This is a genomic window from Streptomyces sp. NPDC045695 (assembly GCF_056432025.1).
This window is the reverse complement of the sequence record NZ_JBWKJU010000035.1, coordinates 1-22,849: the sequence shown is the minus strand read 5'-3', so window position 1 is coordinate 22,849 and position 22,849 is coordinate 1. Positions and strand designations below refer to the sequence as shown.

General features: G+C 69.6%; 20 protein-coding genes. 1 reads left to right on the top strand and 19 read right to left on the bottom strand.

Annotated elements, in window-relative coordinates; translation table 11 throughout:
• Nucleotides 1-314: 314 nt before the first annotated feature.
• From AC07DU_RS32990 to pdhA, 14 genes are all read right to left on the bottom strand, one after another.
• Nucleotides 315-1,778: an amino acid permease gene (locus AC07DU_RS32990; RefSeq protein WP_479115548.1), complete on the bottom strand. Its 1,464-nt coding sequence runs from the start codon at nucleotides 1,776-1,778 to the stop codon at nucleotides 315-317.
• A 305-nt stretch (nucleotides 1,779-2,083) separates the two neighbouring features.
• Nucleotides 2,084-3,220: a 1,2-phenylacetyl-CoA epoxidase subunit PaaE gene (gene paaE, locus AC07DU_RS32985; protein ID WP_453370006.1), complete on the bottom strand. Its 1,137-nt coding sequence runs from the start codon at nucleotides 3,218-3,220 to the stop codon at nucleotides 2,084-2,086.
• On the bottom strand, nucleotides 3,220-3,756 hold the full coding sequence (paaD, locus tag AC07DU_RS32980) for a 1,2-phenylacetyl-CoA epoxidase subunit PaaD (protein WP_468629598.1): 537 nt from the start codon (nucleotides 3,754-3,756) through the stop codon (nucleotides 3,220-3,222). Before paaD ends, paaE begins: the two co-directional genes overlap by 1 nt.
• Nucleotides 3,750-4,616, bottom strand: a complete 867-nt coding sequence (paaC, locus tag AC07DU_RS32975) for a 1,2-phenylacetyl-CoA epoxidase subunit PaaC (protein ID WP_479115545.1) — start codon at nucleotides 4,614-4,616, stop codon at nucleotides 3,750-3,752. Before paaC ends, paaD begins: the two co-directional genes overlap by 7 nt.
• 12 nt (nucleotides 4,617-4,628) lie before the next feature.
• A complete protein-coding gene (gene paaB / locus AC07DU_RS32970) occupies nucleotides 4,629-4,955 on the bottom strand; it encodes a 1,2-phenylacetyl-CoA epoxidase subunit PaaB (protein ID WP_360896798.1) in 327 nt (108 codons plus the stop codon).
• On the bottom strand, nucleotides 4,952-5,926 hold the full coding sequence (paaA, locus tag AC07DU_RS32965; RefSeq protein ID WP_479038652.1) for a 1,2-phenylacetyl-CoA epoxidase subunit PaaA: 975 nt from the start codon (nucleotides 5,924-5,926) through the stop codon (nucleotides 4,952-4,954). The genes paaB and paaA overlap by 4 nt, the downstream gene beginning before the upstream one ends.
• A gap of 35 nt (nucleotides 5,927-5,961) precedes the next feature.
• On the bottom strand, nucleotides 5,962-6,807 hold the full coding sequence (locus tag AC07DU_RS32960; RefSeq protein WP_479115542.1) for an enoyl-CoA hydratase/isomerase family protein: 846 nt from the start codon (nucleotides 6,805-6,807) through the stop codon (nucleotides 5,962-5,964).
• Nucleotides 6,798-7,664, bottom strand: coding sequence for a 3-hydroxyacyl-CoA dehydrogenase family protein (locus AC07DU_RS32955; protein WP_479115540.1), 867 nt, complete (start codon nucleotides 7,662-7,664; stop codon nucleotides 6,798-6,800). The genes AC07DU_RS32960 and AC07DU_RS32955 overlap by 10 nt, the downstream gene beginning before the upstream one ends.
• Nucleotides 7,661-8,440 (bottom strand): enoyl-CoA hydratase/isomerase family protein, encoded by a 780-nt coding sequence (locus tag AC07DU_RS32950; RefSeq protein WP_479115538.1) that lies wholly within the window; start codon nucleotides 8,438-8,440, stop codon nucleotides 7,661-7,663. Before AC07DU_RS32950 ends, AC07DU_RS32955 begins: the two co-directional genes overlap by 4 nt.
• Nucleotides 8,437-9,618: a thiolase family protein gene (locus tag AC07DU_RS32945; protein ID WP_479115536.1), complete on the bottom strand. Its 1,182-nt coding sequence runs from the start codon at nucleotides 9,616-9,618 to the stop codon at nucleotides 8,437-8,439. The genes AC07DU_RS32950 and AC07DU_RS32945 overlap by 4 nt, the downstream gene beginning before the upstream one ends.
• Nucleotides 9,611-11,317 carry a phenylacetic acid degradation protein PaaN gene (gene paaN / locus AC07DU_RS32940; protein ID WP_479115534.1) on the bottom strand — a complete coding sequence of 569 codons (1,707 nt, stop codon included), beginning with the start codon at nucleotides 11,315-11,317 and terminating at the stop codon, nucleotides 9,611-9,613. Before paaN ends, AC07DU_RS32945 begins: the two co-directional genes overlap by 8 nt.
• 77 nt (nucleotides 11,318-11,394) lie before the next feature.
• Nucleotides 11,395-12,804: a dihydrolipoamide acetyltransferase family protein gene (locus tag AC07DU_RS32935; RefSeq protein WP_479115532.1), complete on the bottom strand. Its 1,410-nt coding sequence runs from the start codon at nucleotides 12,802-12,804 to the stop codon at nucleotides 11,395-11,397.
• Complete coding sequence (locus AC07DU_RS32930) at nucleotides 12,801-13,820, bottom strand: alpha-ketoacid dehydrogenase subunit beta (protein ID WP_360896775.1); 1,020 nt, start codon at nucleotides 13,818-13,820, stop codon at nucleotides 12,801-12,803. Before AC07DU_RS32930 ends, AC07DU_RS32935 begins: the two co-directional genes overlap by 4 nt.
• Before the next feature lie 5 nt (nucleotides 13,821-13,825).
• The gene (gene pdhA / locus AC07DU_RS32925; RefSeq protein ID WP_479115530.1) at nucleotides 13,826-14,962 is read right to left on the bottom strand and encodes a pyruvate dehydrogenase (acetyl-transferring) E1 component subunit alpha; all 1,137 of its coding nucleotides are present in this window, start codon (nucleotides 14,960-14,962) and stop codon (nucleotides 13,826-13,828) included.
• Between the two features lie 150 nt (nucleotides 14,963-15,112).
• On the opposite strand from pdhA, the gene AC07DU_RS32920 reads away from it, so the two are divergent.
• Nucleotides 15,113-15,583, top strand: coding sequence for an Lrp/AsnC family transcriptional regulator (locus tag AC07DU_RS32920; RefSeq protein ID WP_468629621.1), 471 nt, complete (start codon nucleotides 15,113-15,115; stop codon nucleotides 15,581-15,583).
• Between the two features lie 12 nt (nucleotides 15,584-15,595).
• Here AC07DU_RS32920 and AC07DU_RS32915 read toward each other — a convergent pair whose 3' ends face one another.
• The 5 genes from AC07DU_RS32915 to AC07DU_RS32895 all read right to left on the bottom strand — a co-directional run bounded on the left by AC07DU_RS32915 (nucleotide 15,596) and on the right by AC07DU_RS32895 (nucleotide 22,462).
• Complete coding sequence (locus AC07DU_RS32915) at nucleotides 15,596-17,380, bottom strand: aldehyde dehydrogenase family protein (protein ID WP_479115578.1); 1,785 nt, start codon at nucleotides 17,378-17,380, stop codon at nucleotides 15,596-15,598.
• Nucleotides 17,368-18,414, bottom strand: a complete 1,047-nt coding sequence (locus AC07DU_RS32910) for a histidinol-phosphate transaminase (RefSeq protein WP_479115528.1) — start codon at nucleotides 18,412-18,414, stop codon at nucleotides 17,368-17,370. The genes AC07DU_RS32915 and AC07DU_RS32910 overlap by 13 nt, the downstream gene beginning before the upstream one ends.
• Nucleotides 18,415-19,326: 912 nt before the next feature.
• Nucleotides 19,327-19,806, bottom strand: coding sequence for a hypothetical protein (locus AC07DU_RS32905; RefSeq protein WP_479115526.1), 480 nt, complete (start codon nucleotides 19,804-19,806; stop codon nucleotides 19,327-19,329).
• Between the two features lie 280 nt (nucleotides 19,807-20,086).
• Nucleotides 20,087-20,497: an acyl-CoA thioesterase gene (locus AC07DU_RS32900; RefSeq protein WP_453370023.1), complete on the bottom strand. Its 411-nt coding sequence runs from the start codon at nucleotides 20,495-20,497 to the stop codon at nucleotides 20,087-20,089.
• 1,056 nt (nucleotides 20,498-21,553) lie between these two features.
• A complete protein-coding gene (locus AC07DU_RS32895) occupies nucleotides 21,554-22,462 on the bottom strand; it encodes a LysR family transcriptional regulator (RefSeq protein ID WP_360896755.1) in 909 nt (302 codons plus the stop codon).
• Between the last annotated feature and the right edge of the window lie 387 nt (nucleotides 22,463-22,849).

Sequence of the window (22,849 nt, the reverse complement as noted above, 5' to 3'; positions counted from 1 at the left end):
TGGGAGAGCTTGTTCCGGACGCGCAGAGTGTGATGTCACGCTACGCCTCGCGGTTGACTCGGGCTGACGGCGGCGGATTACAAGGACCAGCGCCGCCGGTTCTAGGGCTGGGTGCCGTATCGAGGGGTGCGCGGTGGCCAGGAATCCCTGGTGCGCGGTCGGATCGTAAGGCGACCACCGGGCGAGCCGTTGAAAAGCGCTGCGAGGTCACGCTTGGACGCGCCCTGGGCCGGTTGGCGGCACGGCCTGGATCAGGCAGGTGATGTCACGCCACTGATGCCTGGGCGAGCCGCCCGGATGTGTCGCCGTCGAGGTCATGGCCTGGCTTGGGCCTCCTCGGCTGCCCTGCGCATGTCGGCCACCCGGCCGCGCACGCCGAACCACCCGGCGACGAGGGCCCCCACGATCAGCGGAAGACACAGCACGGTGGTGCGTGCGGCGCCGCCGTCGGCATACATCAGCACCAGGACGGAGGCCAGGAAGCCGAGGGTCACGATCTCGGTCCACGGCGAGCCGGGCAGCCGGTAGCCCGGACGCGTCAGCTCGCCCTGCTGCGCCTTCCGCCAGAAGAGCAGGTGGCAGATCATGATCATGCCCCACGTGGCCAGGATGCCGATGGCCGCGAAGTTCAGGACGATCTCGAACGCCTCCGCCGGTACGACGAAGTTGAGGCCGACGCCGAGCACACAGATACCGGTGGTGAGCAGGATGCCACCGTAGGGAACCTGGCTGCGGCTCATCGCACTCGTGAACCTCGGCGCCGAGCCGGACATCGCCATGGAGCGCAGGATGCGACCGGTCGAGTAGAGGCCGGAGTTGAGCGAGGACATGGCCGCGGTGAGGACGACGAGGTTCATCACGCCCCCCGCGGCGGGGACACCGATGTTGGACAGCACCGTCACGAAGGGGCTCTCGCCGGCGACGTACTTGTTCCACGGAAGCAGCATCGAGAGCAGGATGACCGAGCCGACGTAGAACAGCCCCACGCGCCACATGATCGAGTTGATCGCCTTGGGCATGATCTTCTCGGGGTTCTCGGTCTCACCCGCGGTAACGCCGACCAGCTCGACTGCGGCGTAGGCGAAGATGACGCCCTGGGTGATCAGGAGCATGGGCAGCAGACCGTTGGGGAAGACGCCTCCGTTCTGGCTGATCACGGACAGACCGGGGTTGTGACCGTCGACGGGGTGTTGGGTCACCAGCAGGAAGATGCCGATACACATGAAGACGAGGAGGGCGCCGACCTTGATGATCGCGAACCAGAACTCCAGCTCGCCGAAGATCCGCACCGAGATCAGGTTGACCGCGAGGACGACCGCCAGGGCGATCAGCGCGATCACCCATTGGGGTATGTCGGAGAACATGCCCCAGTAGTGGGTGTAGGTGGCCACCGCGGTGATGTCGGCGATACCGGTCGTGGCCCAGTTCAGGAAGTACATCCAGCCTGCGGTGTAGGCGCCCTTCTCGCCGAGGAACTCCCGGGCGTACGACACGAAGGCGCCCGACGAGGGCCGGTACAGGACGAGTTCGCCGAGCGCGCGGACGACGAGGAAGGCGAAGACGCCGCAGACCGCGTACGCGACGAACAACGACGGGCCGGCCTCGGCGAGGCGGCCGCCGGCACCGAGGAAGAGGCCGGTGCCGATGGCACCGCCGATGGCGATCATGCTGACGTGCCGGGACTTCAACGACTTGCTGTAACCGGCGTCTCCGGCGTCGATATTGGGCCGGGCCGGTCTGGATGGCGCTCCGGGCTTTACGAGCGGCTTCTCACTCACGCCTGGCTCTCACTTTCCATAAGTTGATGCAGTGCGGTCCGTTACTGCCGGTCCGCTCAAGATTTCGATAGGCGCACGCCGTCGCCGTCGGTCAACGAACGTTGCAGGCGGCCCGGGTTCGCGCGGTCTCCCGCGTTGGGGGGCCAAGGCGGCAATCAGACTTTCACCCCGCTCTACCGAACGTCCGTTCAGGAAGAGCAATTGATCGACCGGGGCTCACTGTGCCGAACGGCATGTACCTTTTCCAGCGCAGGTTTCCGATCGTTCATCGTCGAGAAAACCGAACGTTGTCGATACGTTCGCGCTCACATGTCGAAATCCACGGTGAGCTCTTCCGATGCGGGGCGGGTCTGGCAGGTCAAGACGTATCCGGCGGCCACCTCCGCGGGCTCCAGGGCGTAGTTGCGGCGCATGTCGCCCCGGCCCTGGGTCACCAGGGCGCGGCACGTTCCGCAGACGCCGCCTCTGCAGGCGAACGGCAGGTCGGGGCGAAACTGTTGGGCAGCGTCGAGGACGGTCCGGTCCGGTGGGGCCGGGAACGTGGTGGCCCTGCCATCCAGGACGACGGTGACTTCGCTCGTGGGGAGACCGATCGCCGAGACCTCGTGGCGGGCGGCGGGCGGCTCTTCATCGGCGTGGAACAGTTCCTGGTGGATGCGGTCGGCCGGGACACCGAGCCCGGCCAGGATGGCGCCGGAGTCACGGACCATGCCGTGCGGACCGCAGAGCCACCACTGGTCGACGCCGTCGGTGTCGACCAGGGCATCGAGCAGGGCGGTGAGCCGCGCCGCATCGAGGCGGCCGGTGAGCATTTCGGCCTGGCGCGGCTCGCGGGACAACACGTGAACGAGCTGAAAGCGGGCCGGGTACTTGTCTTTCAGGTCTGCCAGTTCGTCCGCGAACATCACCGTATCGGTGCGCCGGTTGCCGTAGAGGAGGGTGATGCGGGATGAGCCGTCGGCGCCGAGTACGGAGGCGGCGATCGACAGCATCGGTGTGATGCCGGATCCGGCGGCGATGAGCACGTAGTGGCCGAGGCCGCCGGGTTGACCGGAATCACCGGGTTGTCCGGCTGCGGTGAGGTCGGGGGTGAAAGCACCGGCCGGCCCCATCACCTCAAGGGTGTCTCCCGGGCGCACACCGTGGACGAGCCAGGAAGAGAACAGGCCGCCGGGTACGACGCGGATGCCGATGCGCAGTGGCTCCCCGACGGGGGAGCAGATGGAGTAGGAGCGGCGCTCGTCGCGGCCGTCGATCTCCCGGCGCACGGTGAGGCACTGGCCGGGGAGAAACGCGAACTCCTCGGCCAGGCGCTCCGGTACCGCGAGGGTGAGCGCGGCGGCGTCGGAGCACAGCCCCTCGACCGCTGCGACGCGCAGGGCGTGGAAGGCGGGACGCAGACGGGTCCGCGCTGTGCCGGGGGGACGGGAAGGGGTCGTCATCAAAGGTCCTTGAGGTGCTCGAAGGGCTCCAGGCAGGTGCCGCAGCGGCGGAGCGCCAGGCAGGCCGTTGCGGCGAACCGTGAGATCTCCTCGGTGTCGGCCGAGGCGCAGCGCGGGCAGGGCACATCTGACGGGGCGGGCCCGAGGGACAGCCACACCGGCCCGGATTCGCTGCGGCGCCGAGGCCCCGGTGGTGCGATGCCGTGTTCGGCGAGCTTGTGGCGGCCCTGGGAGGTGATCCAGTCGGTAGTCCAGGGCGGGTCGAGCACGGTGACGACCCGGACGGCGGGAAAGCCGGCCGCCTGCAGCCGGTTGGCGGCTTCAGCCCGCATCTCGGCCACGGCGGGACAGCCGGAGTAGGTCGGGGTGAGCCGCACGACGACCGTACCGTCCTGCTCCACCTCGACGCCGCGGAGCACTCCGAGGTCGGCGAGGGTCAGCATGGGCAGTTCGGGATCGGGGATCTCGCGGACGGTGCTCCAGGCGCGGTGCGCCGCCTCTTGACGGCGCTCGCCGGCATCCGCGAGCGTCACCATTGCGCCTGCGGGTGTGCGCGGGCGATGCTCTGGAGTTCGGTGAGGAGCGGCGCCAGGTGCTCCGTACGGTCACCGTCGCGGCCGGAGCCGGGTAGGGCGGGGGCGGACGCCGGGCCGAGAGGCAGGACCTCGGAGGGGTCGAAGCCCGCTCGCACCAGGACGTCCGCGAGGCGCCGCAGTGTCCGGTCGGCGACCACCGCGGACTCGGCACCCAGACCAGCTGCGGTCCGGTCGGTCAGTGGTTCTGCCAGCCAGGGCGCGATGTCGAGCAGGGCCGTTCTGAGGCGGTCACGGGACTCGGGAGTCCCGTCGCCGAAGCGCACGGTCCACACGGCGGCGTAGTGGCAATGGTAGGAGAGCTCCTTCACGCTCTTGGCGGCGATGGCGGCGAGCACCGGATCAGGAGCGCTGGTGAGCTCCTCGAAGACGGCCAGCCGCCAGGCGGACAGCACGAGCAGTCGTGTGATCGTGAAGGCGAAGTCTCCGCCGGGCAGTTCGGCCAGCCGTAGGTTGCGGAAGTCGTCTGGATCACGGAAGTAGGCGTACGCGTCCTCGCCGCGGCCCGTACCGTCGGCTCGTCCCGTTCTGGCGTACAGCAGCCGGGCCTGGCCGAGCAGGTCGAGGCCGATGTTGGCCAGGGCGAGCTCCTCCTCCAGTTCCGGGGCGCGTGTGCACCACTCGGCGAGCCGCTGGGCGGACACCAGGGCGTCGTCGCCCAGAGCCAGGCAGCAGGCGGCCAGGTCTTCGGCGTCGACGCCGTCCGGCACCCTCTGGTCGATGCCGTGCAGGGGGTCGGTGAAACCGGTGCCGAACGCCCACTGCGCGTTGTCGTGGTCGACGTACAGGTCCTCGTCACTCATGGGCGGCTGCTCCTAGATGTGGGGTACGTCATGGGGGATGTCGTAGAAGGTGGGGTGCCGGTAGACCTTGTCGCCGCTGGGCGTGAAGAAGGGGTCCTTCTCGGCGGGGGTGGTGGCGGCGATGGAGTCGGATCGCACGGCCCAGATGCTCACGCCCTCGTTGCGCCGGGTGTAGAGGTCGCGGGCGTGGACAAGGGCCATCGCGTCGTCGGGCGCGCGCAGGGAGCCCACGTGGACATGGTTCAGTCCGCGCTTGCCGCGGACGAACACCTCGTACAGCGGCCACTCGTCCCGTATGCGGACGGGTCCGCCGGCGGAATTCCGGTCGGTGCCGCTCATGCCGCCGCTCCTTCCCGCACCCGGGTCGCCTGCTTGGCGGCATGGGCCGAGGCCGCCTCCCGTACCCAGGCGCCCTCTTCGTGGGCGGCCCGGCGCCGGGCGATCCGCTCGGCGTTGCAGGGCCCGTCGCCGGAGACCACGCGCTTCAGCTCGTCCCAGTCGGGGGTGCCGAAGTCGTGGTGCCCGCGTTCCTCGTTCCACCGCAGACCGGGGTCGGGCAGGGTGACGCCGAGCTTCTGGGCCTGCGGCACGGTCATGTCGACGAACCGCTGTCGCAGTTCGTCGTTGGAGTGCCGTTTGATCTTCCAGGCCATGGACCGGGCGGAGTTGGGCGAGTCGGTGTCCGGCGGGCCGAACATCATCAGCGACGGCCACCACCAGCGGTTCACCGCGTCCTGCACCATCTCCCGCTGCTCGTCGGTGCCGCGCATCATCGTCAGCAGGAGTTCGTACCCCTGCCGCTGGTGGAAGGACTCCTCCTTGCACACGCGGACCATGGCGCGCCCGTACGGGCCGTACGACGTACGGCACAGGGGCACCTGGTTGCAGATCGCCGCGCCGTCCACGAACCAGCCGATCACGCCGACGTCGGCGAAGGTGTGGGTCGGGTAGTTGAAGATGGACGAGTACTTCTGGCGGCCGTCGATCAGACGCGTCGTCATGTCCGTGCGGTCCGCCCCGAGGGTCTCGGCCGCGGAGTAGAGGTACAGTCCGTGCCCGGCCTCGTCCTGCACCTTGGCGAAGAGGATGGCCTTGCGGCGCAGCGAGGGCGCCCGAGTGATCCACTCGCCCTCCGGCTGCATGCCGATGATCTCGGAGTGGGCATGCTGGGCGATCTGCCGGATCAGCGTGGTGCGGTAGCCGTCGGGCATCCAGTCCCGGGGTTCGATGCGCTGGTCGCGGGCGATGGTGTCCTCGAAGATGGCCTCGGGGCCCCGGGGCCCGGATGGTGTGAGGGTGGGGGTGTTCATGGGGTGTGCGTGTCCCGTCGTACTCGGTGGGTGGGTCATTGGCCGCGGAAGGCGGGGCTGCGGCGTTCGAGGAAGGCCGTGACGGCTTCGCGGTGGTCCTCGGTGGCGCCGAGCCGGCGCTGGATCACGGCTTCGCGCTCCAGCGCGGCCGGCAGGGTGGGGGCGGCCGCGGACCGCAGCAGTGCTTTGATCTCTCGGTGGGCGGCGGTGGGGCCATCTGCGAGGGAGCGGGCGACGGCCAGCCCTTCGGCCGTGGCCGAGCCGTCTGCCACGACGCGGTGGACCAGGCCCCAGCGTTCGGCGTCCTGTGCGGAGAAGCGGTCTCCGAGGAGCATGAGTCCGGCGGTCCGCGAAGGGCCGAGCTGGCGGACGAGGCCGCGGGCGACCCCCGAGTCGGAGGCCAGGCCGAGGCCGGTGAAGGCGGTCGCGAAGCGGGCTCCTTCGGCGGCGACACGTACATCGGCGCAGAGCGCGATGCCGAGCCCGGCCCCGACGCACGCGCCCTCGACGGCCACGACGAGCGGGACCGGCAGCCCATGCAGCTCCTTCATCAGCGGGTTGTAGTCGTTGGGAAGGTTCGCGAAGGCCGCCTCGGGCGTGGTGTTCAGCAGCCGGGCGTGCTCCTTGAGGTCCTGGCCGACGCAGAAGTGGCTTCCACGGGCGGTGATCAGGGCCGCCCGTACCCCGCGTGCGGTGTCCGTGGTCAGGCGGCGTGCCGCCATGAGGAGCGCGCTGCGCATGTGTGTGTCGAGCGCGTTCCCGCTCCCGGGACCGCGCAGCTCGATGACGGCCACGGCGTCGGTGACGTCGTAGGCGACCCCGTGACGGGCAGGGCGGCCCGGCTCCGGGGCGTCGGTGGGAGTACCGTCGGTCACGGCCATGAGTAGAACCCCTGACCTGTCTTGCGGCCCAGCTCGCCGCGGGCGACCTTCTCCCGCAGCAATGCCGGCGGGGCGAACCGCTCGCCGAGCGTCCTGTGCAGGTGGTCGGCGATGGCCAGCCGTACGTCGAGACCCACCACGTCGGTGAGGCGCAGCGGCCCCATCGGGTGCCGGTATCCCAGGCGCATGGCCGTGTCGATGGCCTCAGGCTCGGCGACGCCCTCCTCGACCATGCGGACAGCCTCCAGACCGAGGGCCAGGCCGAGACGGCTGCTGGCGAATCCCGGCGAGTCCTGGACGACGACCTTCTGCTTGCCCAGGGCGCGTGTCCAGCCGACCGCCGCCGTGAGAGTCTCCCCGGAGGTGTCGGGAGTGAGGACCAGTTCGACGAGCGCGGAGACGGGCACCGGGTTGAAGAAGTGCATGCCCAGGAAGCGTCCCGGCCGCTTCAGGGCCGCCGCGAGTTCGGTGACCGGCAGGGAACTGGTGTTGGTGGCGAGTACGCACCGCTCCCCCACGGCCTGCTCGGCGGCGGCGAGCAGCCGGGCCTTGAGCGCGGCGTCCTCCGGTACCGCCTCGACGACGAGATCGGCGTCGGCCGGTAGTTCGGCGATCGAGGTGACGGCGGTGACCCGGTCGGGTACGTGACCGGTGGCGGATCCGCCGGGCCCCCCGCGCTCGGCGGCCCGCCGCAGCCCGTCGGCGATGCGGTTCAGCGCGACGGTCGCGGCCGCTTCGTCGTGTTCCACGACGACCACGGACGACCCTGCGGCCGCGAAGGACTGGGCGATACCGGTCCCCATCCGGCCGCCGCCGATCACCCCCACGACGGCGGGCGGTGCTGCTGCCGAGGTCATTCCCGGCCTCCGTTCTTCTCGTTCTTCTCGTTCTTCTCCAGGAATCGCGTCATGCGCTCCTCCTTGTCGCGGCCCTCGAACAGCACGGCCTGGGCGAGGTCGTCAGCCACCGGATGGGCACCCGGGGCGTCCGTGACGAGCTTGGTGAGCCGCAGGGCGAGCGCCGAGGAGCGGGCCATACGGTCGAGCAGGGTGTGTGCCTCGGCGATCAGCCGCTCGGCCGGTACGACGTCCATGACCAGCCCATAGGCGAGCGCGGCAGGTGCGTCGAGGTTCCGCCCGGCGAGCAGTACCTGTTTGGCCACCGACTCGCCGAGCAGCTCCCGCAGCCGCCAGCAGGCCCCGGCGGCGGCGAGGATGCCCAGGCCCGGTTCGGGGTTGCCGAAGACGGCGTTCGGTCCGGCGATCCGGATGTCGCAGGCGTACGCCAGCTCGGCGCCGCCGCCCAGCGCCCAGCCGTCCACCGCGGCCACGGTGGGCATGGGCAGCCTGCGCACCCGCTCGAACAGACGGCTGTTGATTCCCTGCAGCGCCTCCTCCCGGCCACGCCGCCGCAGTTCGGCGATGTCGGCGCCGCCGGCGAAGACCCCGCCGTGCCCGGTGAGCAGCAGCAGTCTCGGCTCGCGCTCCAGGTCCTCGCACACGCGGTGCAGTTCGGCGAGCATGTCGCTGCTGATGGCGTTGCGCGCCTCGGGCCGGTGCAGGGTCACGACGACCCGGTCCGCGCGCTCCTCGACCTGCAGGGTCTCGTACGCCGTGTCCTCTCGCGTGCTCATACGCGCTCCACGAGCATCGCCACGCCCTGGCCGACCCCCACACACATGGTCGCCAGTCCCCGTCGAGCGTCCTCGCGTTCCATGCGTCCGAGCAGGGTGAGCAGGATGCGGGCGCCGGAGCAGCCGAGTGGGTGTCCGAGGGCGATGGCGCCGCCGTCGGCGTTGACGCGGTCCTCGTCGAGCTGCAGGCGGCGGACGACCGCCAGCGCTTGGGCGGCGAAGGCCTCGTTCACCTCGACGGCGTCCAGGTCGTCGGCCCGCCAGCCCGCCCGGTCCAGCGCCCTCAAGGTGGCCGGCACGGGCCCGAGCCCCATCAGGCGGGGCTCGACCCCCGCCGAGGCGGCGGTGACGACGCGGGCCCGGGGAGTGAGCCCGTATCGTTCGACCGCCGCGCCACTCGCGACCACCAGGGCCGCGGCCCCGTCGGACAGCGGCGAGGAGTTACCCGCGGTGACGATTCCGCCGCTGCGGAAGGATGTGCGCAGTCCGCCGAGCTTCTCCAGCGAGGTGGACGGCCGAGGCCCCTCGTCCTGGGTCACCTCGCCGTCCGCCACCGGAACGGGGACGATCTCCTCCTTGAAGCGGCCCGCGCTCTGGGCGGCCTCCGCCCGGCGGTGGCTGCGCAGCGCGAAGGTGTCCGCCTCAATGCGGGTGATGCCGTCCAGGGCGGCGACCTCCTCGGCGGTCTCGCCCATGGACAGGGTGGTCGCGGCGGGGAAGCGCGAGTTGGTGAAGCGCCAGCCGAGGGAGGTGTCGTGAAACTCGCCGGGCCGGGCCCAGGGCGTGCCGGGCTTGGCCATCACCCAGGGGGCACGGGTCATGGACTCCACTCCGCCCGCGACGACCAGGTCGGCCTCCCCCGCACGAATCGCCTGGGCGGCCGAGGCGACGGCCGTCAGCCCGGACGCGCACAGCCGGTTGACGGTGTATCCGGGCACGGTGTCCGGCAGTCCGGCCAGCAGGACCGCCATCCGGGCAACGTCCCGGTTGTCCTCGCCCGCCTGGTTCGCGGCGCCGAGGATCACCTCGTCCACGGTGTCGGCCCGGACGCCCGAGCGCCGTACCGCCTCGCCCACCACGAGGGCGGCCAGGTCGTCGGGACGTACGGAGGCCAGGGCGCCTCGGTGGCGACCGAGGGGAGTGCGGGCCCCGTCGATCAGATAGACCTCGTCACGCATCGAGGTGCTCCTCTGCGGGTGCGTGGCGCCGGGACTGGACGACCGAGAAGCGTCCGGTGACGAACGCCGGGTCGGTGAGGGCGGCATTGGCCGCGGGGTTGGCCGCGGTGCCGTGGAAGTCGCTGAACGCGGCGGACTGGTTGACGAAGACCGCGCCGGTCAGGTTCTCCGACAGGTGTACGCCCGCCTCCAGCGCGGTTGCCCGTGCCGCCTCCAGCACACCCTCGTCGGTGGCGTACACGGAGGCGGTCAGCGCGCCGTGGCGCCGTACGGTGTCGTGCAGGAGACGCAGGCCGTGCGCGGTGGAGTCGGTACCGATGACGAAGGAGACCGGACCGAACCACTCGCTGGTGTAGGTCTCTTCGTCGGCCTCGGCCTCGAGCCGGACCAACAGCGGGGAACGGACGGCCGCATCCGGGAAGTCCGGGTGGGCGAGTCGCCTCGAGGGATGGGCGACACGGTCGAGTTCCTCCGCCTCCGCCACGCGGTTCAGCACACCGTCGTTCACGATCGCGCCGAGGGTGGCGGCCGCACGGGCCGGGTCGCCGAGCAGCCTGTCCACGGCGGCGCCCAGGTCGGCGGCGAACTCGTCGGCCGTACGCCACCCCTGGTCGGTCGGGAAGCCGTCGCGGGGGACGAGGAAGTTCTGCGGGGTGGTACACATCTGGCCGCTGTAGAGCGACAGGGAGAAGGCAAGGTTGCGCAGCAGCCCCGCGTAGTCGTCCGTGGAGTCCACGACGACGGTGTTGAGTCCGGACTTCTCGGTGTGGACGACGGCCTGGCGGGCGTTGGTCTCCAGCCAGTCACCGAACTCGCTGGAGCCGGTGAAGTCCACGATGCGCACGTCGGGGTGGGTGGCCAGGGCGGGAGCGGTGCGCTCGTCGGGCTTCGCGGCGGCGAGCAGTACCACATCGGGATCGAAGCCGGCCTCCGCCAGCACCTCACGGGCGATCCGCACGGTGATCGCCAGCGGCAGCACGGCCCGTCGATGAGGCTTGACGACCACCGGGTTGCCGGTGACCAGACTCGCGAACAGTCCCGGATAGCCGTTCCAGGTGGGGAAGGTGTTGCAGGCGATCAGTACTGCCACACCGCGTCCCACGGTGGTGAAGGTCTTGTCCATGACGAGTGGGCCGCCCTTGCGCTGCGGCTTGCTCCAGCGGGCCGCGACCGGATGGCGGGTCTGCTCGTTCCATGCGTGGGCGACCGCTTCGAGGCCTCGGTCCTGGGCGTGCGGACCACCGGCCTGGAACGCCATCATGAAGGGCTGGCCGGTGGTGTGCTGGACGGCGTGCGCGATCTCGAAGCTCGCCTCGTTCAGCCGGGCGAGGATCTCGGCGGCGACGCCGGCCCGGGTGTCCGGGCTCGCGGCGCGCCATGTCACCGCGGCTGACTTGGCCGTCGCGACGGCCACCTCGGGCGGCAGGTACGGGTAACTGATGCCCAGCGGGAAGCCGTAGGGCGAGACTTCGGAGGCCGGGACGGTGCCGGTGCTCGGATGTCCTTCGATGCGGAAGGAGCGGCCGAGGAGGCCTTGGAAGGCGGCCTCGCCCAGCCCGGATGCCTCGGCCCCGTACGCAGAGGTACTGGGGGTTTCCGGGTACGGCGTCCAGTAGGTGCGGTCGGCGGCACACTCCACCGCCTGGTCGAGCAGCGCCGTATGGCGGACGAAGAAGTCGGGATGCTGGTCGGTGGTCACTGAGAGCTCCTGGCCGAACGTTCGGTAGGTTGATGGGTGTGAGTCGCCTGGGCGGACGCGGGGGAAGCGGGGGTGGTTCAGACGTCGGCGAGCAGGATCGCCGGGCGTTCCACGCAGTCGGCCACGAAGCGCAGGAACCCGCCGGCCACACCGCCGTCACAGACCCGGTGGTCGAAGCTGAGGGAGAGCTGCATGACCTTGCGGACGGCCAGTTCGCCGTCCACCACCCACGGTTTGTCCACGATGCGGCCCGCGCCGAGCAGAGCGGCTTCGGGGTGGTTGATGATGGGCGTGGATCCGTCGACGCCGAACACGCCGTAGTTGTTGAGGGTGAAGGTCCCGCCGGTCAGACGGTCGGGCGGCAGGGCCCCGTCGCGGGCCAGCCCGGTCAACCGGGCGAGCTCGGCGGCCAGTTGTGCGGTCGTCATGCGCTGTGCGTCGCGGACGACGGGGACCACCAGACCGCGTTCGGTCTGGGCGGCGAAGCCGAGGTGTACCTCGCTGAAGCGGACGATCTCCCGCCGTTCGGTGTCGACGGTGGAGTTCAGCTCCGGGAAGCGGTGCAGTCCGGCGACGCAGATACGGGCGAGCAGGGCCAGCAGTCCGATGGGGCGGCCGGGCTCTGCGGCCTGCATGGCCTTCCGGGCCTGGAGCAGGGCCGTCGCGTCCACGTCGACCCAGGTGGTGGCGTCGGGGATCTCGGTGCGGCTGCGGGAGAGCTTGTCCGCGACCGCGCGGCGGACCCCGCGCAGCGGGATGCGCTCGGGACCGTCCGGCGCCGGCCGGGCGTGCGGTGCACGGTCCGCCGGGGGCCGACGATCCGGAGTGACCGGTGCGGCATCGGGGTCCGTCGCCAGCTGGCCGGCCCGCCCAACGGCCTGCTCGACATCTCGTCTGAGCACGACCCCTGCGGGACCCGATGGCGCCAACGCGGCGAGGTCGATCCCGTGTTCCCGCGCCATCCTGCGTACGAGGGGGGATATGACCCGGGGAGCGTGCAGCTCTCCGGACGGCGCCGCCTCGGCAGCAGTGCCGCCTCCCGTCGCGGCGCCCCCGCGTCGGCGGCGGCGACGCGGTGCCGGGCCGTGGCCGGTGCCGTAGCCGATCAGGACGTTGCCGGACCCGGCCTGCTCCTCCTCCCGGTATCGCTCAGCCGCAGGGTCGGCCGACGTCGAATCGACAGAAGGCTGGGCGCCCGGGCCCTCCCCCGTGCCGTCGGGTCGGCCGGAAGTCGGCGTACCCACCGTGATCAGCGGCTTCCCCACCTCCAGCGCCGTACCCGCCTCCGCGTGCAGTCGCAGCACGGTGCCCGCGTAGGGGACCGGCACCTCGACTGCGGCCTTGGCGGTCTCGACCTCGATGACTATCTGGTCGATCGTCACCGTGTCGCCGACGGCGACCTTCCACTCGATGATCTCGGCCTCGGTCAGCCCTTCGCCGAGATCCGGCAGCCGGAAGAGCTGCTCATGAAGCGCTGCGGTGCTCATACGGCCGTTCCCTTCAGCAGGTGCAGGGTGTCCGGCTCGTCGCCGAGCTGGAGACGGTCGACGGCGTCGAGGATCCGGTCGACGCCCGGCAGATGCGCGTGCTCCAGCTTCGGCGGCGGATACGGGATGTCGAAGCCGGCCACCCTCAAGACCGGCGCGGCCAGCGAGTGGAAACAGCGCTCCTGCACACGTGCGGCGATCTCCGCCCCGACGCCGGCGAAGCCCTGGGCCTCCTGGACGACCAGGCAGCGTCCGGTCCGGCGTACCGATGCGGTGACCGTCTCGTCGTCGAAGGGCACCAGCGTGCGCAGGTCCACGACCTCCAGGTCGATGCCGTCGGCTGCCGCCGCTTCGGCTGCGGCCAGGGCCACCGGAACCGAGGGCCCGTACGCGACGACCGTGGCGTCGCGGCCCTCCCGTCGGATCGCCGCCTGCCCGAACGGCAGCGCTCCGCGGCGCTCCAGGTCGGTTTCCTCCTTCGACCAGTACAGCTTCTTCGGCTCCAGGAAGACCACGGGGTCGGGGTCGGCGATGGAGTCCCGCAGCAGCCAGTACGCGTCCTCGGGCGTCGCCGGGGTGACGACTTTCAGGCCCGGGGTGTGCGCGTAGTACGCCTCGCTTGAGTCGCAGTGGTGCTCGACTCCCCCGATGCCGCCCGCGTAGGGGATTCGGATCACCATCGGCAGCGCGAGCCGCCCCCGGGTCCGGTTGCGGAGCTTGGCGACGTGTGAGGCGATCTGTTCGAACGCCGGATAGGCGAAGGCGTCGAACTGCATCTCCACCACGGGCCGGAAGCCGCCCATCGCCATGCCGACGGCCAGTCCTACGATGCCGGCCTCGGCCAGCGGGGTGTCGAAGCATCGCTGCTCACCGAAGTCGCGGGTCAGCCCGTCGGTGATCCGGAAGACGCCGCCGAGCGGACCGACGTCTTCGCCGAAGACGAGCACGCGCTCGTCCTCGCGCAGTGCGTCGCGCAGTGCGGCGTTCAGCGCCTGCGCCATCGTGACCTTGGCCATGGCCGTCAGTTCTCCTGGGTGTCGAGTGCGGGGGAAGCGGCGTCTTCGGCCAGCTCGGCCGCGAGCAGGGCACGCTGTTCGCGCAGTTGGGATGTCGGCTCGGCGTAGACGTGGTCGAAAAGCTCCAGCAGATCGGGCTCGGACTCCACGTTCATGCCCGCGCGCAGCTCGGTGGCCAGCGTCTCCGCCTCCTCCCGCACCGCCGCCACGTCCTCGTCGGTGAGGGCGCCGCAGGCCCTCAGATACGTCTCCAGACGGCTGACCGGGTCGGCGGCGCTCCACCGTTCGACCTCCGCCGCGTCCCGGTAGCGGGTCGCGTCGTCGGCATTGGTGTGCGCGTCCATGCGGTAGGTGTGCGCCTCGACCAGGACCGGTCCGTGCCCGGTCCGGGCATGCTCGACCGCCGCGGTCAGGACGGCCAGCACGGCGACCAGATCATTGCCGTCGACCTGTTCGGAACGCACCCCGTGTCCGATGCCCTTGTACGCGAGGGCGGGCGCCGCGGACTGCCGGGCCAGCGGCACGGAGATCGCGTACTTGTTGTTCTGGACGAAGAAAACGACCGGCGCGCGGAACACAGCCGCGAAGTTCAGCGCCTCGTGGAAGTCCCCCTCACTGGTGGCGCCGTCTCCGACGAGGGCCATCGCCACACCGTCCCCGCCCGTGCGGCGCAACGACTCCGCCATGCCGGTGGCGTGCAGCACCTGGGTGGCCAGCGGGGTGCACTGGGGGGCGACGCGGGTGGCGACCGGGTCGTATCCGCAGTGCCAGTCGCCGCGCAGCAGCGTCAGCACCTCTAGCGGGTCGATGCCGCGGGCGACCAGGGCCACAGAGTCGCGGTAGGTGGGAAACAACCAGTCGTCCGGCCGCAGCGCGAGTACGGCTCCGATCTGGCAGGCCTCCTGGCCCCGGCTGGACGGGTAGACCGCGAGCCGCCCCTGCTTGGTGAGCGCGGTGGCCTGAGTGTCGAACCGGCGCCCCACGACCATCCGCCGGTACGCCTCGCGGAGAACCTCGGGCGGAGGCTCGGTGTAGTCGGTTGCGGGCTTGGCCACCGGGGTGCCGTCCTCGGCCACGAACCGCACCGGCACGAGGGACGGCAGGAGGCCCTGGACCGTCTGGCGGAGGCTCTTCACAGACATGGAGGGCACTCACTTTCTCTGGACACTTGACGCGAGTATCGTCACCAATGCTGAATATGTGTTCAAGGTTTCCGGCGAACCAGCGACGGACTGCCGAACCAAGCGCTCTGGGAGGCCAAAGTGTCCGAGCAAAACTCACCCTCGGAGTCGATGACCGGACGAACTGCCGTTCGACTCGACGACACCGACCGGCACATCCTGGCGGGGCTCATCGACGACGGCCGGGTGTCGATCAAGGCACTCGCGGACAAGCTGCACATCTCGCGCGCCAACGCGTACACGCGCATCAACAGGCTCATGGCCGAGGAGGTCATCACGGGCTTCAGCACGCGGCTGAATCCGCAGCGGGCCGGCCTCGGCACGAGTGCGTACGTGACGTTGACGATCGACCAGAACGCGTGGCGGGATATTTCCCGGGAACTGCGCGAGATCCCCTACGTCGAGCACGTCACCCTCGTCGCTGGTGACTTCGACGTCCTGGTGCTAGTACGCACTCCGGACAACTCCGTGCTGCGCCAGGTCGTGCTGGAGCGCATCCAGGCAGTACCGGGGGTGCGCTCGACCCGCACCTGGCTGGTCTTCGACGAGGTGCGGGGACGCGGGACGCACTGGACTGCCTGACTGCGCGGTGACTCAGACGTCGACCAGCGCGGCAGCGGAACCCGAGTCCGGCGCCGGAGCCCGAGGCGACTTGGCAGCCCCGATGGGGGTCGGTCTCGGGGCCCCCTCCACGGCAGGCGCCGGGGCCGTCCTGGCCGCATTCTGCCGAGACCGCACCACCCTGAACCGCCCGGTGACGAAGTGGGCGCCCTCGGAGGGCAAATCCGCGCCTGCCGAGGAGGGGTCCGCGGGGAAGTCGTCTGCGAGGTTCTGCACGAGGTGCACCCCGGCGTCCAGTGCTGCCGTCTCGGCGACCGCCAGCACCAGCGGGTCGGTCGAGTGCACCGTGGCGTACGACGCCCCGTGGCGGCCGACCGTGCGGCGGAAGAGAGCCAGACTGTGCGACGTCGAGTCGGTACCGACAAGGAATGAGACGGGCCCCGGCCACTCCCTGGCGTAGATCCGTTCGTCCTGCGCCGCCAGCCGGACGAGCAGGGGACTGCGCACATCGGCGGCCGGATGATGCGGATGGCGCAGCGCTCCGGAGGCATGGAGCACGGTGCCGTACCGCGTGGCCTCCGCCAGCCCCGCCCGCACCGTATCGCTGGCGATCGCGCCCAGCAGCCTCGCCACACGTGCGGGATGCCCGAGCAGCCGGTCCACGGCCTCGCCCAGGTCGGCCCCGAAGTCCCCCAGACTCTTGCGCCCCTCATCGGTCGCGATGCCCGTCGTCGGCACGAGGATGTTCTGCGGTGTGGTGCGGACCGTGCCGCTGCACCGGCACAAGGAGTGGGCCAGGCCGCGCACGAGATCCCGGTAGTCACCGGTGGAGTCGACGATCACCGTGTTCAGGCCCGTCCGGTCGACGAACGTGGCGGCTTGGCGGGCGTGTTCCCTGAGCCAGCCGGCGAACTGCGCCGATCCGGTGAAGTCGACGATTCGCACCGCCGGGTCCGTGGCCAGCCTCTCGTGCAGCCGTTCCGCTGGTTCAGCCACCGCGAGGGTCACGATGTCCGGTGAGTGGCCGGCCTCCGCCAGCACCTGCCGGGCAACGCGCACGGTGATGGCCAGCGGCAGCACGGAACGCGGATGCGGGGCGACGATCACCGGATTGCCGGTCACCAGGCTGGCGAACAGGCCCGGGTAGCCGTTCCAGAGCGGATAGTCGGGGCAACCGATGAGCAGCGACACTCCGCGGGGCACCAGGGTGCTGGTGCCCCGCATCGGCGACGGTTGGCCGCTCCCTTGGGTCCCGTGACCGCTCTCCCAGTTCAGGTCCGCTGGAACGCGCTCGGACTCCGCGAAGGCAAGGGCCACGGCCTCCAGCGCACGGTCCTGGGCGCGCGGTCCCGCGGACCGGAACGCCGCCTGCGGCGGCTGCCCCGTGGTGTGATGCACCGCAAGGGCCAGCTCATGGCTGCGGGTGTTCAGGCGGCGCAGTATCTCCACGGCCAGCCCGGCGCGTCGGTGGGGGCCGGCGACGCGCCACCCGGCCGTCGCCTGGGCGGCAGCCGCCACCAGAGCCGCGGGGTCGCATCGCGGGTAACCGATGCCCATGCCGATCCCATAGGGCGAGGACTCGGTGCACACCCGGCCGAGCTCGCCGGGCTGGTCGAGCTCGAAGGGCCGTCCCAGCAGGGAGCCGAAGACCTTCACAGCTGTTCGGACCGATCTCATGCCCGCGTCGGCGGCATCCTGTCCGGTCGCCTCCGTGAAGGGCCGCCGGAATTCACCGGCGGCGAGGGCCCGCACGGCTTGCTGAAGCAGTTCGCGATGCCGCTCATAAGGACTGGGGCGCACGGCCTTCAGCCTCTCCAGGTCGCGGCGAGATCGAGGAAAGCCTCGTTCTCCTCCGGCAGTCCGATCGTCACCCGGACGCCCTCCCCGGGAAACGGGCGGACCACGACGCGCCCGCCAAGGCAGTGGACGGCGAAGTCAGCGCTCGCGTCCGCGAGCGGTAGCCACACGAAGTTGGCCTGGGATTGGGGGACTCCGAAACCCAGCGCGTGCAACGTCTGGGTCACGCGCTCCCGTTCGACGACCGTGAGGGCGGCCCGCCGGGCGACTTCCGCGCGCTCGTCGAGGGCGACGACGGCGGCCTGCTGGGCGAGGGCGCTGACGCTGAACGGTACCTGCGTCTTGCGCACATGAGCGGCGATCCACGGCGGCGCCACGCAGTAGCCGACGCGCAGTCCCGCCAGCCCGTAGGCCTTGGAGAACGTCCGCAGAACCACCACGTTCGGACGGTCGCCGAGCAGGGCCAGGGCATCGGGGACCAGCGCCGGATCCGCGTACTCACGATAGGCCTCGTCGACGACGATCAGCACGTCTTCCGGGACACGGTCCGCGAAGTCGAGCAGCGCCCGCTCTCCGACTGCGGTCGAGGTGGGGTTGTTCGGGTTGCAGACGAAGACCAGCCGGGTCCGGTCGGTGATCGCCGCGGCCATGGCGTCGAGGTCCAGCACATGGTCGAGCAGTGGGACCCGCACCGCGACACCGCCTGCGACCGCAGTGAGAATCGGGTACGCCTCGAAGGACCGCCATCCGAAGACGACCTCGTCGCCGAAGCCGACTACCGAGTGCAGCAGCTGTCCGCAGACCTCCGAGGATCCGGCGCCCACCGCGATCCGCTCCGGCTCGACGTCGTGGTGCCCGGCTATCGCCTGCACCAGTGCGGTGGCGCTCAGGTCGGGGTAGCGCGAAATGCCGCCGGTCAGCTCCGTAAGCGTTGCGGCTACACCGGGCAACAGCCCGTACGGGGATTCGTTGCTGGCCAGCACTACCGCGCCGGGCACTTTGCGGCCCGGGACATAGGCGGGCAACTGGGCCAACGATGAACGGACACGCACCATGCTCGACTCGCTTCTGAATCGGTGGGGCCCGAGGCCGTGCCTCCGGGCACTTGACAGGTAAAGCGTGAACAGCAGAAGTCAAACGCTCAACTGTTTGGAGAATTCGGCGACAGATCGCATCAATCCGGCAGCCGGCACGGCAAGCCGTCTCCTCGCCTGCCGGTTCGGCCCCTCGCCACGAGACGGACGGAGCGCAGCTCACCAGGCGTCGATGACTGCTCTCGGCTGCAGGCAGGACTCACTGGCCCCGACGCCCGCCGCCGACACTGTCCGTCAGACCTGGTCCCCATGCACTCACGAGGTGCCTGCACCGGTCCGCTCCGACGAAGAGAACCAAGCCCAAGTCGTCAGTCCCCCACGGTAGTTGCCGTCACTGGCGGCGACTCCTCCGCGGGCTGACGGCCGACCGTACGGGAACGGCCGACCGTGGTGGTGGGTGCACTCGTTGTCCCTTCTTGCACGCAGGGCGCCCGCCGCTGCTCTCTGTCTGCTCCGCCCCCCGCCCGGGATGTCGGTCGCACCTCGGCCTGCGAGGAGGCATATCCGGACTCGGGAGCAGGCATCACACACGGGAACCACGTGCGCTGCTCGACGAAGAGGTTTGCGGCAGGTGGCACATACGATTCCGCTCCTGCTCGCGGCAGAATCCTGCAATCGCACAGAAGTAAGCGCAAGTAAAGACACCTTTGTGTGGGATAAGCCATGCTTACTTCCCGCAGCGGTAGACCACCCGTCTCCCGCCCCCGCAGGTGACATCGGGCGCCCAGAGCCGCCCCGGGCGGACTGATGATCGCAGAGGCCGGCGGCACCGGGCGGCCGCCAGGCGTAACCACTGACCGGCGCGCAGGACGTCCCCGCGAGAGGCCCGAGGCCAATACCGCCTCACCACGGGAACACGGTCTTGGGTCAGCGCTAGTCGAGGACGCGCCACAGCTTCGGGAACCACACCCAGCGCCCATTGACGTAGGCCATTCCGTCGTACGCGTCACCGAGAACTTCGCCTGGCTCCAGATACTCCCACCGGTAGATCGTCGTTCCGGGTTTGAAGTAAGGGGCCACCTTCTCATATCCAAGGGGGAATTCTTCACTAGGCTGATTCGCCCAATTCCTGAGGTCGTCCGTGGTAGCCTTCGCCACCTCGATTTCGGTCTTTTCAGGGGCGACGTCAAGCGAGGCGGGGGGCTTGGACCAGATCCACTTTTCGTACATCTTCTCGGCTTTGGCCGCGAACTCCGGCTCGAAGACCGCTGCATAGTCAGCGGAGTTCGGCTCCAGTGAAGCCACCACATCCTCGTCAAAACGTACAGCCATGATCAGCTTCCGGAAACCTGCATCCGTGTTCGGGTACAGCGTCGCCTGAGTTGTGCTCGACGACGTCTCGGTGGGTTGCATTCCCTGACCATTTGCGGAACACGCACTCAGACTCAACAGACACACAACAAAGAAGGGGACAAAGCGATTCTTCACTTGTTTCTTTCCTATGCGAGTGAGGCGGGTCAGACTTCCTGCCTCATCAGAGGTTGTGACCTACTCATCCCGCAACACGACGATGAGCCGCGGGCGGAGACGGATTGAGACGGCGAAAGGCCCACTCGGGCGTGGTAGACGGTCGTCACCCATGACAGCGGCCGTCGCCCCTGCGGGGGTGACTCGGGCCGGCCCGGTCAAGCGGTCACTGCTGCGTCAGAAATCCTGTGAGGTAAGCGCGTTCAGCCTCGGTGAGGCGCCGCGGGCGCTTGCCCTCCAGGTCGTAGGGAACCATCGTGGAGGCTGCCCTCGCGTACAGAGTCCCTTCGTCCTTCACCTCGTAGGCGAGGTTGAATGACACCGCCCTGAGGCCGGTAACCCAGACCTCGACGGTGACTGGAGTTTCGCGCCACTCCAGGGGGGCCTTGTACTCGATCTCGTGCTTCGCGCTCACGCAGCCCGCTGCGAAGGTGTCCACACCGGCTATTGCGGCCTGGCCACCGAGTATGTCGCTGCGCGCTTCCTCCAGGTAGGTGAGGAATACGGCGTTGTTGACGTGCCCGTAGACGTCCATGTCCGACCAACGGACTGAGCAGCGGTATTGATGGCGAGTCATTCCACTCATTTCATTTCGTCATTATCACCGGCCCGGAATCTGGGCAGGGCGACGGACATTGCCTCAGCGGCCTACTCGGGGCATAGTCGGCGGTCGTGCCGCTTGCTGGTTTCCGTGACGGATAAATCCCCGCGGAGCCTGCTTCGTACCGGTCCACAGCAGTGCGGTGGAGTGAGGCGCGCGCACGGTTCTCACCCACCCGCTGCAGCTCCGTCAAGGGCGAACCCCTGGTGCCGACCCGCGGCCCACAGCCGCTAAAGCCCGGCAAACATAACACGGTCATAAACAGTCATTTTTTTCCAACGGTATTACTCGGAAATTCCCACTTGATCACCACACGAGTCGGGCGGCACAGTATTCGCGGACTGGTCGTGGGCGCGGGGAGGACGATTGGCATCCCCGCCATGGGCGCCGGCCTCGCCCTCGACGAAAGGGCTATCACGCCACGAGGCAGCTGCCGCCCGATGCAGCTCAGGGCAAACCATCGGTCGCACGCGAAGTGCGGGATCTCGCGCCCGTGGATGATGGCAATTCCAGGAGCTGGCCCGCGACCTTGGCGTGTCCCGCGCACTCCGGATGGTCCGCCGATCGTGTTTCGGCACGACTGCGGAGAGGTCCTAGAGGTGTCCGTCACGTGTCGTACCTGCAATGGAGCGGTTCATCCGGAGGGCGTCTCGTTGTGCCCATCGCCAGTCCTGATCGGTCACGTCGTCCAGTCCAGGTCGACCGCCCCCCGGCGTGATCGGCTGTCGACGGTGTTCCTCCACCGCCGAGGCGTCCATGTCGGGGGGTGACGCTCATGCCCACGCCAGGCTGCCATGTTCGCGGCCACGAGACCGGTGATCAGTCAGCGCCACGATGTCGCCACGTCGAATCACGGCAGCGCTCATACGGAAAGAGGTTTCCGCGTCACGTCACTACACGACAGCGGTCAGCTCCCCAGGAGCCTCCCGCGGGCGATTGTTTGGCAGCACCCGACCTGGGACGGGCGCCACGACGTATGTATTCACACATGACCGACTGTGTCAGTGCACCGCCGAACGGCTGGGCGGGGGCTCAGGCAATGACTGCCCGGACCTGTGTTGTCAGCATTCGCTCGAGCGCCAGCAGCGCTTCGGGGGCGTGGCGGGTGTCGAGGCGTACGGTGTAGATGAACCGTGTCAGCTCCGGGTTGGCCAGCGGTCTCGCGACGACATTGGCCACACCACGGGGCAGGGCCAAGCGGGGCAGTACCGCGACACACAGGCCCGCGGCGACGAAGCCCAAGATGGTGTTGAAGTCGTCGCCCTCGTACTCCAGTCGGGCCTCGAAGCCTGATGTCTTGGCCATCTGGGCGAGCAGCTCCAGCCGCAGCGCGGCCTCGGGCGCGGCGACCCACGTCTCGCCGGCCAGGCTCGCCAGGTCGATGACCTCCCGGCTGGCCAGCTCGTGGCCCGCGGGAAGCACCGCCACGACGGGGTCCCGTGCAACCAGGGTCCGGCGCAGTGTGCGCGGCGGCGGCTGGGGAATGAAGTCGTAGTCATAAGTCAGGGCAAGGTCGGCGTCTCCCCGTTTGATCCGGCCGTAGCCGGCCTCGGGGTCCAGCTGCGAGAGGCTGACCCGGACGTCGGGGTACGACGTTTGCAACTGTGCGAGAGCCTTCGGGACGATGCTCGTGGCGGCCGAGGCGAAAGCGCCGAGCCGGATCCGCCCGGACGTGCCGGCCCGCAGGGCGTCGAGTTCCAGGGCAGCTGCGGCCAGCGCGGAGCGTACCCCTTGTTCGGCATCGAGGAGGACCTGGCCGGCGGGCGTGGGACGCACGGGGCGGCGCTCCAAGACTCGAAGGCCTGCGCGGCGTTCGAGTTCGGCGATCTGCTGAGAGACGGCGGGGGCGCTGTAACCGAGTTCGCCGGCGGCGGCAGCGAACGAGCCGTGGCGCACCACGGACTCCAAGGTGGCGAGCAAGCGGGGATCTGGCATCTGCATGGGTTAAGCCTGACTTACCTCACACAAAGATGTCATTTCTTGTGCTTAAGGAGGAACGCCAGCAGGATTCTGCTACCAGGCAAGGGGCGTGACCCGTCTCGCTCCGGCCCTGGCCGTCCCCTTACCCATGCCGCGAGGTGCACCCGTGCACCGCCGTCCGTGCAACTGAGCCCTGCCGCCCCACCGTGCAGCGTTGCCCGCAACCGTCGCCGGGCCGGGGTTTCAAGGGACGGTCAGTCATCTGACTGGATTTGACTGCTGCAGGTGAAAGGGGCGCTGCGTGCGCGAGCCACTTAGACGCCGTTTCATTTGGCGAGTCGGCGATGGCAGATGAGGGCTGCGGCTATGCCGACGAAGGCGAGGAAGTGTTCAGCCTTGCGCTCGTAG

Coding starts and splice junctions, on each gene's coding strand:
- AC07DU_RS32960 (WP_479115542.1), bottom strand. CDS start 6,807: ATGGCCGTGACCGACGGTACTCCCACCGACGCCCCGGAGCCGGGCCGC.
- pdhA (WP_479115530.1), bottom strand. CDS start 14,962: ATGTCTGTGAAGAGCCTCCGCCAGACGGTCCAGGGCCTCCTGCCGTCC.
- AC07DU_RS32910 (WP_479115528.1), bottom strand. CDS start 18,414: ATGGTGCGTGTCCGTTCATCGTTGGCCCAGTTGCCCGCCTATGTCCCG.
- paaC (WP_479115545.1), bottom strand. CDS start 4,616: ATGAGTGACGAGGACCTGTACGTCGACCACGACAACGCGCAGTGGGCG.
- AC07DU_RS32935 (WP_479115532.1), bottom strand. CDS start 12,804: ATGAGCACCGCAGCGCTTCATGAGCAGCTCTTCCGGCTGCCGGATCTC.
- AC07DU_RS32920 (WP_468629621.1), top strand. CDS start 15,113: ATGACCGGACGAACTGCCGTTCGACTCGACGACACCGACCGGCACATC.
- AC07DU_RS32930 (WP_360896775.1), bottom strand. CDS start 13,820: ATGGCCAAGGTCACGATGGCGCAGGCGCTGAACGCCGCACTGCGCGAC.
- paaD (WP_468629598.1), bottom strand. CDS start 3,756: ATGGTGACGCTCGCGGATGCCGGCGAGCGCCGTCAAGAGGCGGCGCAC.
- AC07DU_RS32900 (WP_453370023.1), bottom strand. CDS start 20,497: ATGACTCGCCATCAATACCGCTGCTCAGTCCGTTGGTCGGACATGGAC.
- AC07DU_RS32905 (WP_479115526.1), bottom strand. CDS start 19,806: ATGCAACCCACCGAGACGTCGTCGAGCACAACTCAGGCGACGCTGTAC.
- paaA (WP_479038652.1), bottom strand. CDS start 5,926: ATGAACACCCCCACCCTCACACCATCCGGGCCCCGGGGCCCCGAGGCC.
- paaE (WP_453370006.1), bottom strand. CDS start 3,220: ATGACGACCCCTTCCCGTCCCCCCGGCACAGCGCGGACCCGTCTGCGT.
- AC07DU_RS32955 (WP_479115540.1), bottom strand. CDS start 7,664: ATGACCTCGGCAGCAGCACCGCCCGCCGTCGTGGGGGTGATCGGCGGC.
- AC07DU_RS32945 (WP_479115536.1), bottom strand. CDS start 9,618: ATGCGTGACGAGGTCTATCTGATCGACGGGGCCCGCACTCCCCTCGGT.
- AC07DU_RS32950 (WP_479115538.1), bottom strand. CDS start 8,440: ATGAGCACGCGAGAGGACACGGCGTACGAGACCCTGCAGGTCGAGGAG.
- paaB (WP_360896798.1), bottom strand. CDS start 4,955: ATGAGCGGCACCGACCGGAATTCCGCCGGCGGACCCGTCCGCATACGG.
- AC07DU_RS32895 (WP_360896755.1), bottom strand. CDS start 22,462: ATGCAGATGCCAGATCCCCGCTTGCTCGCCACCTTGGAGTCCGTGGTG.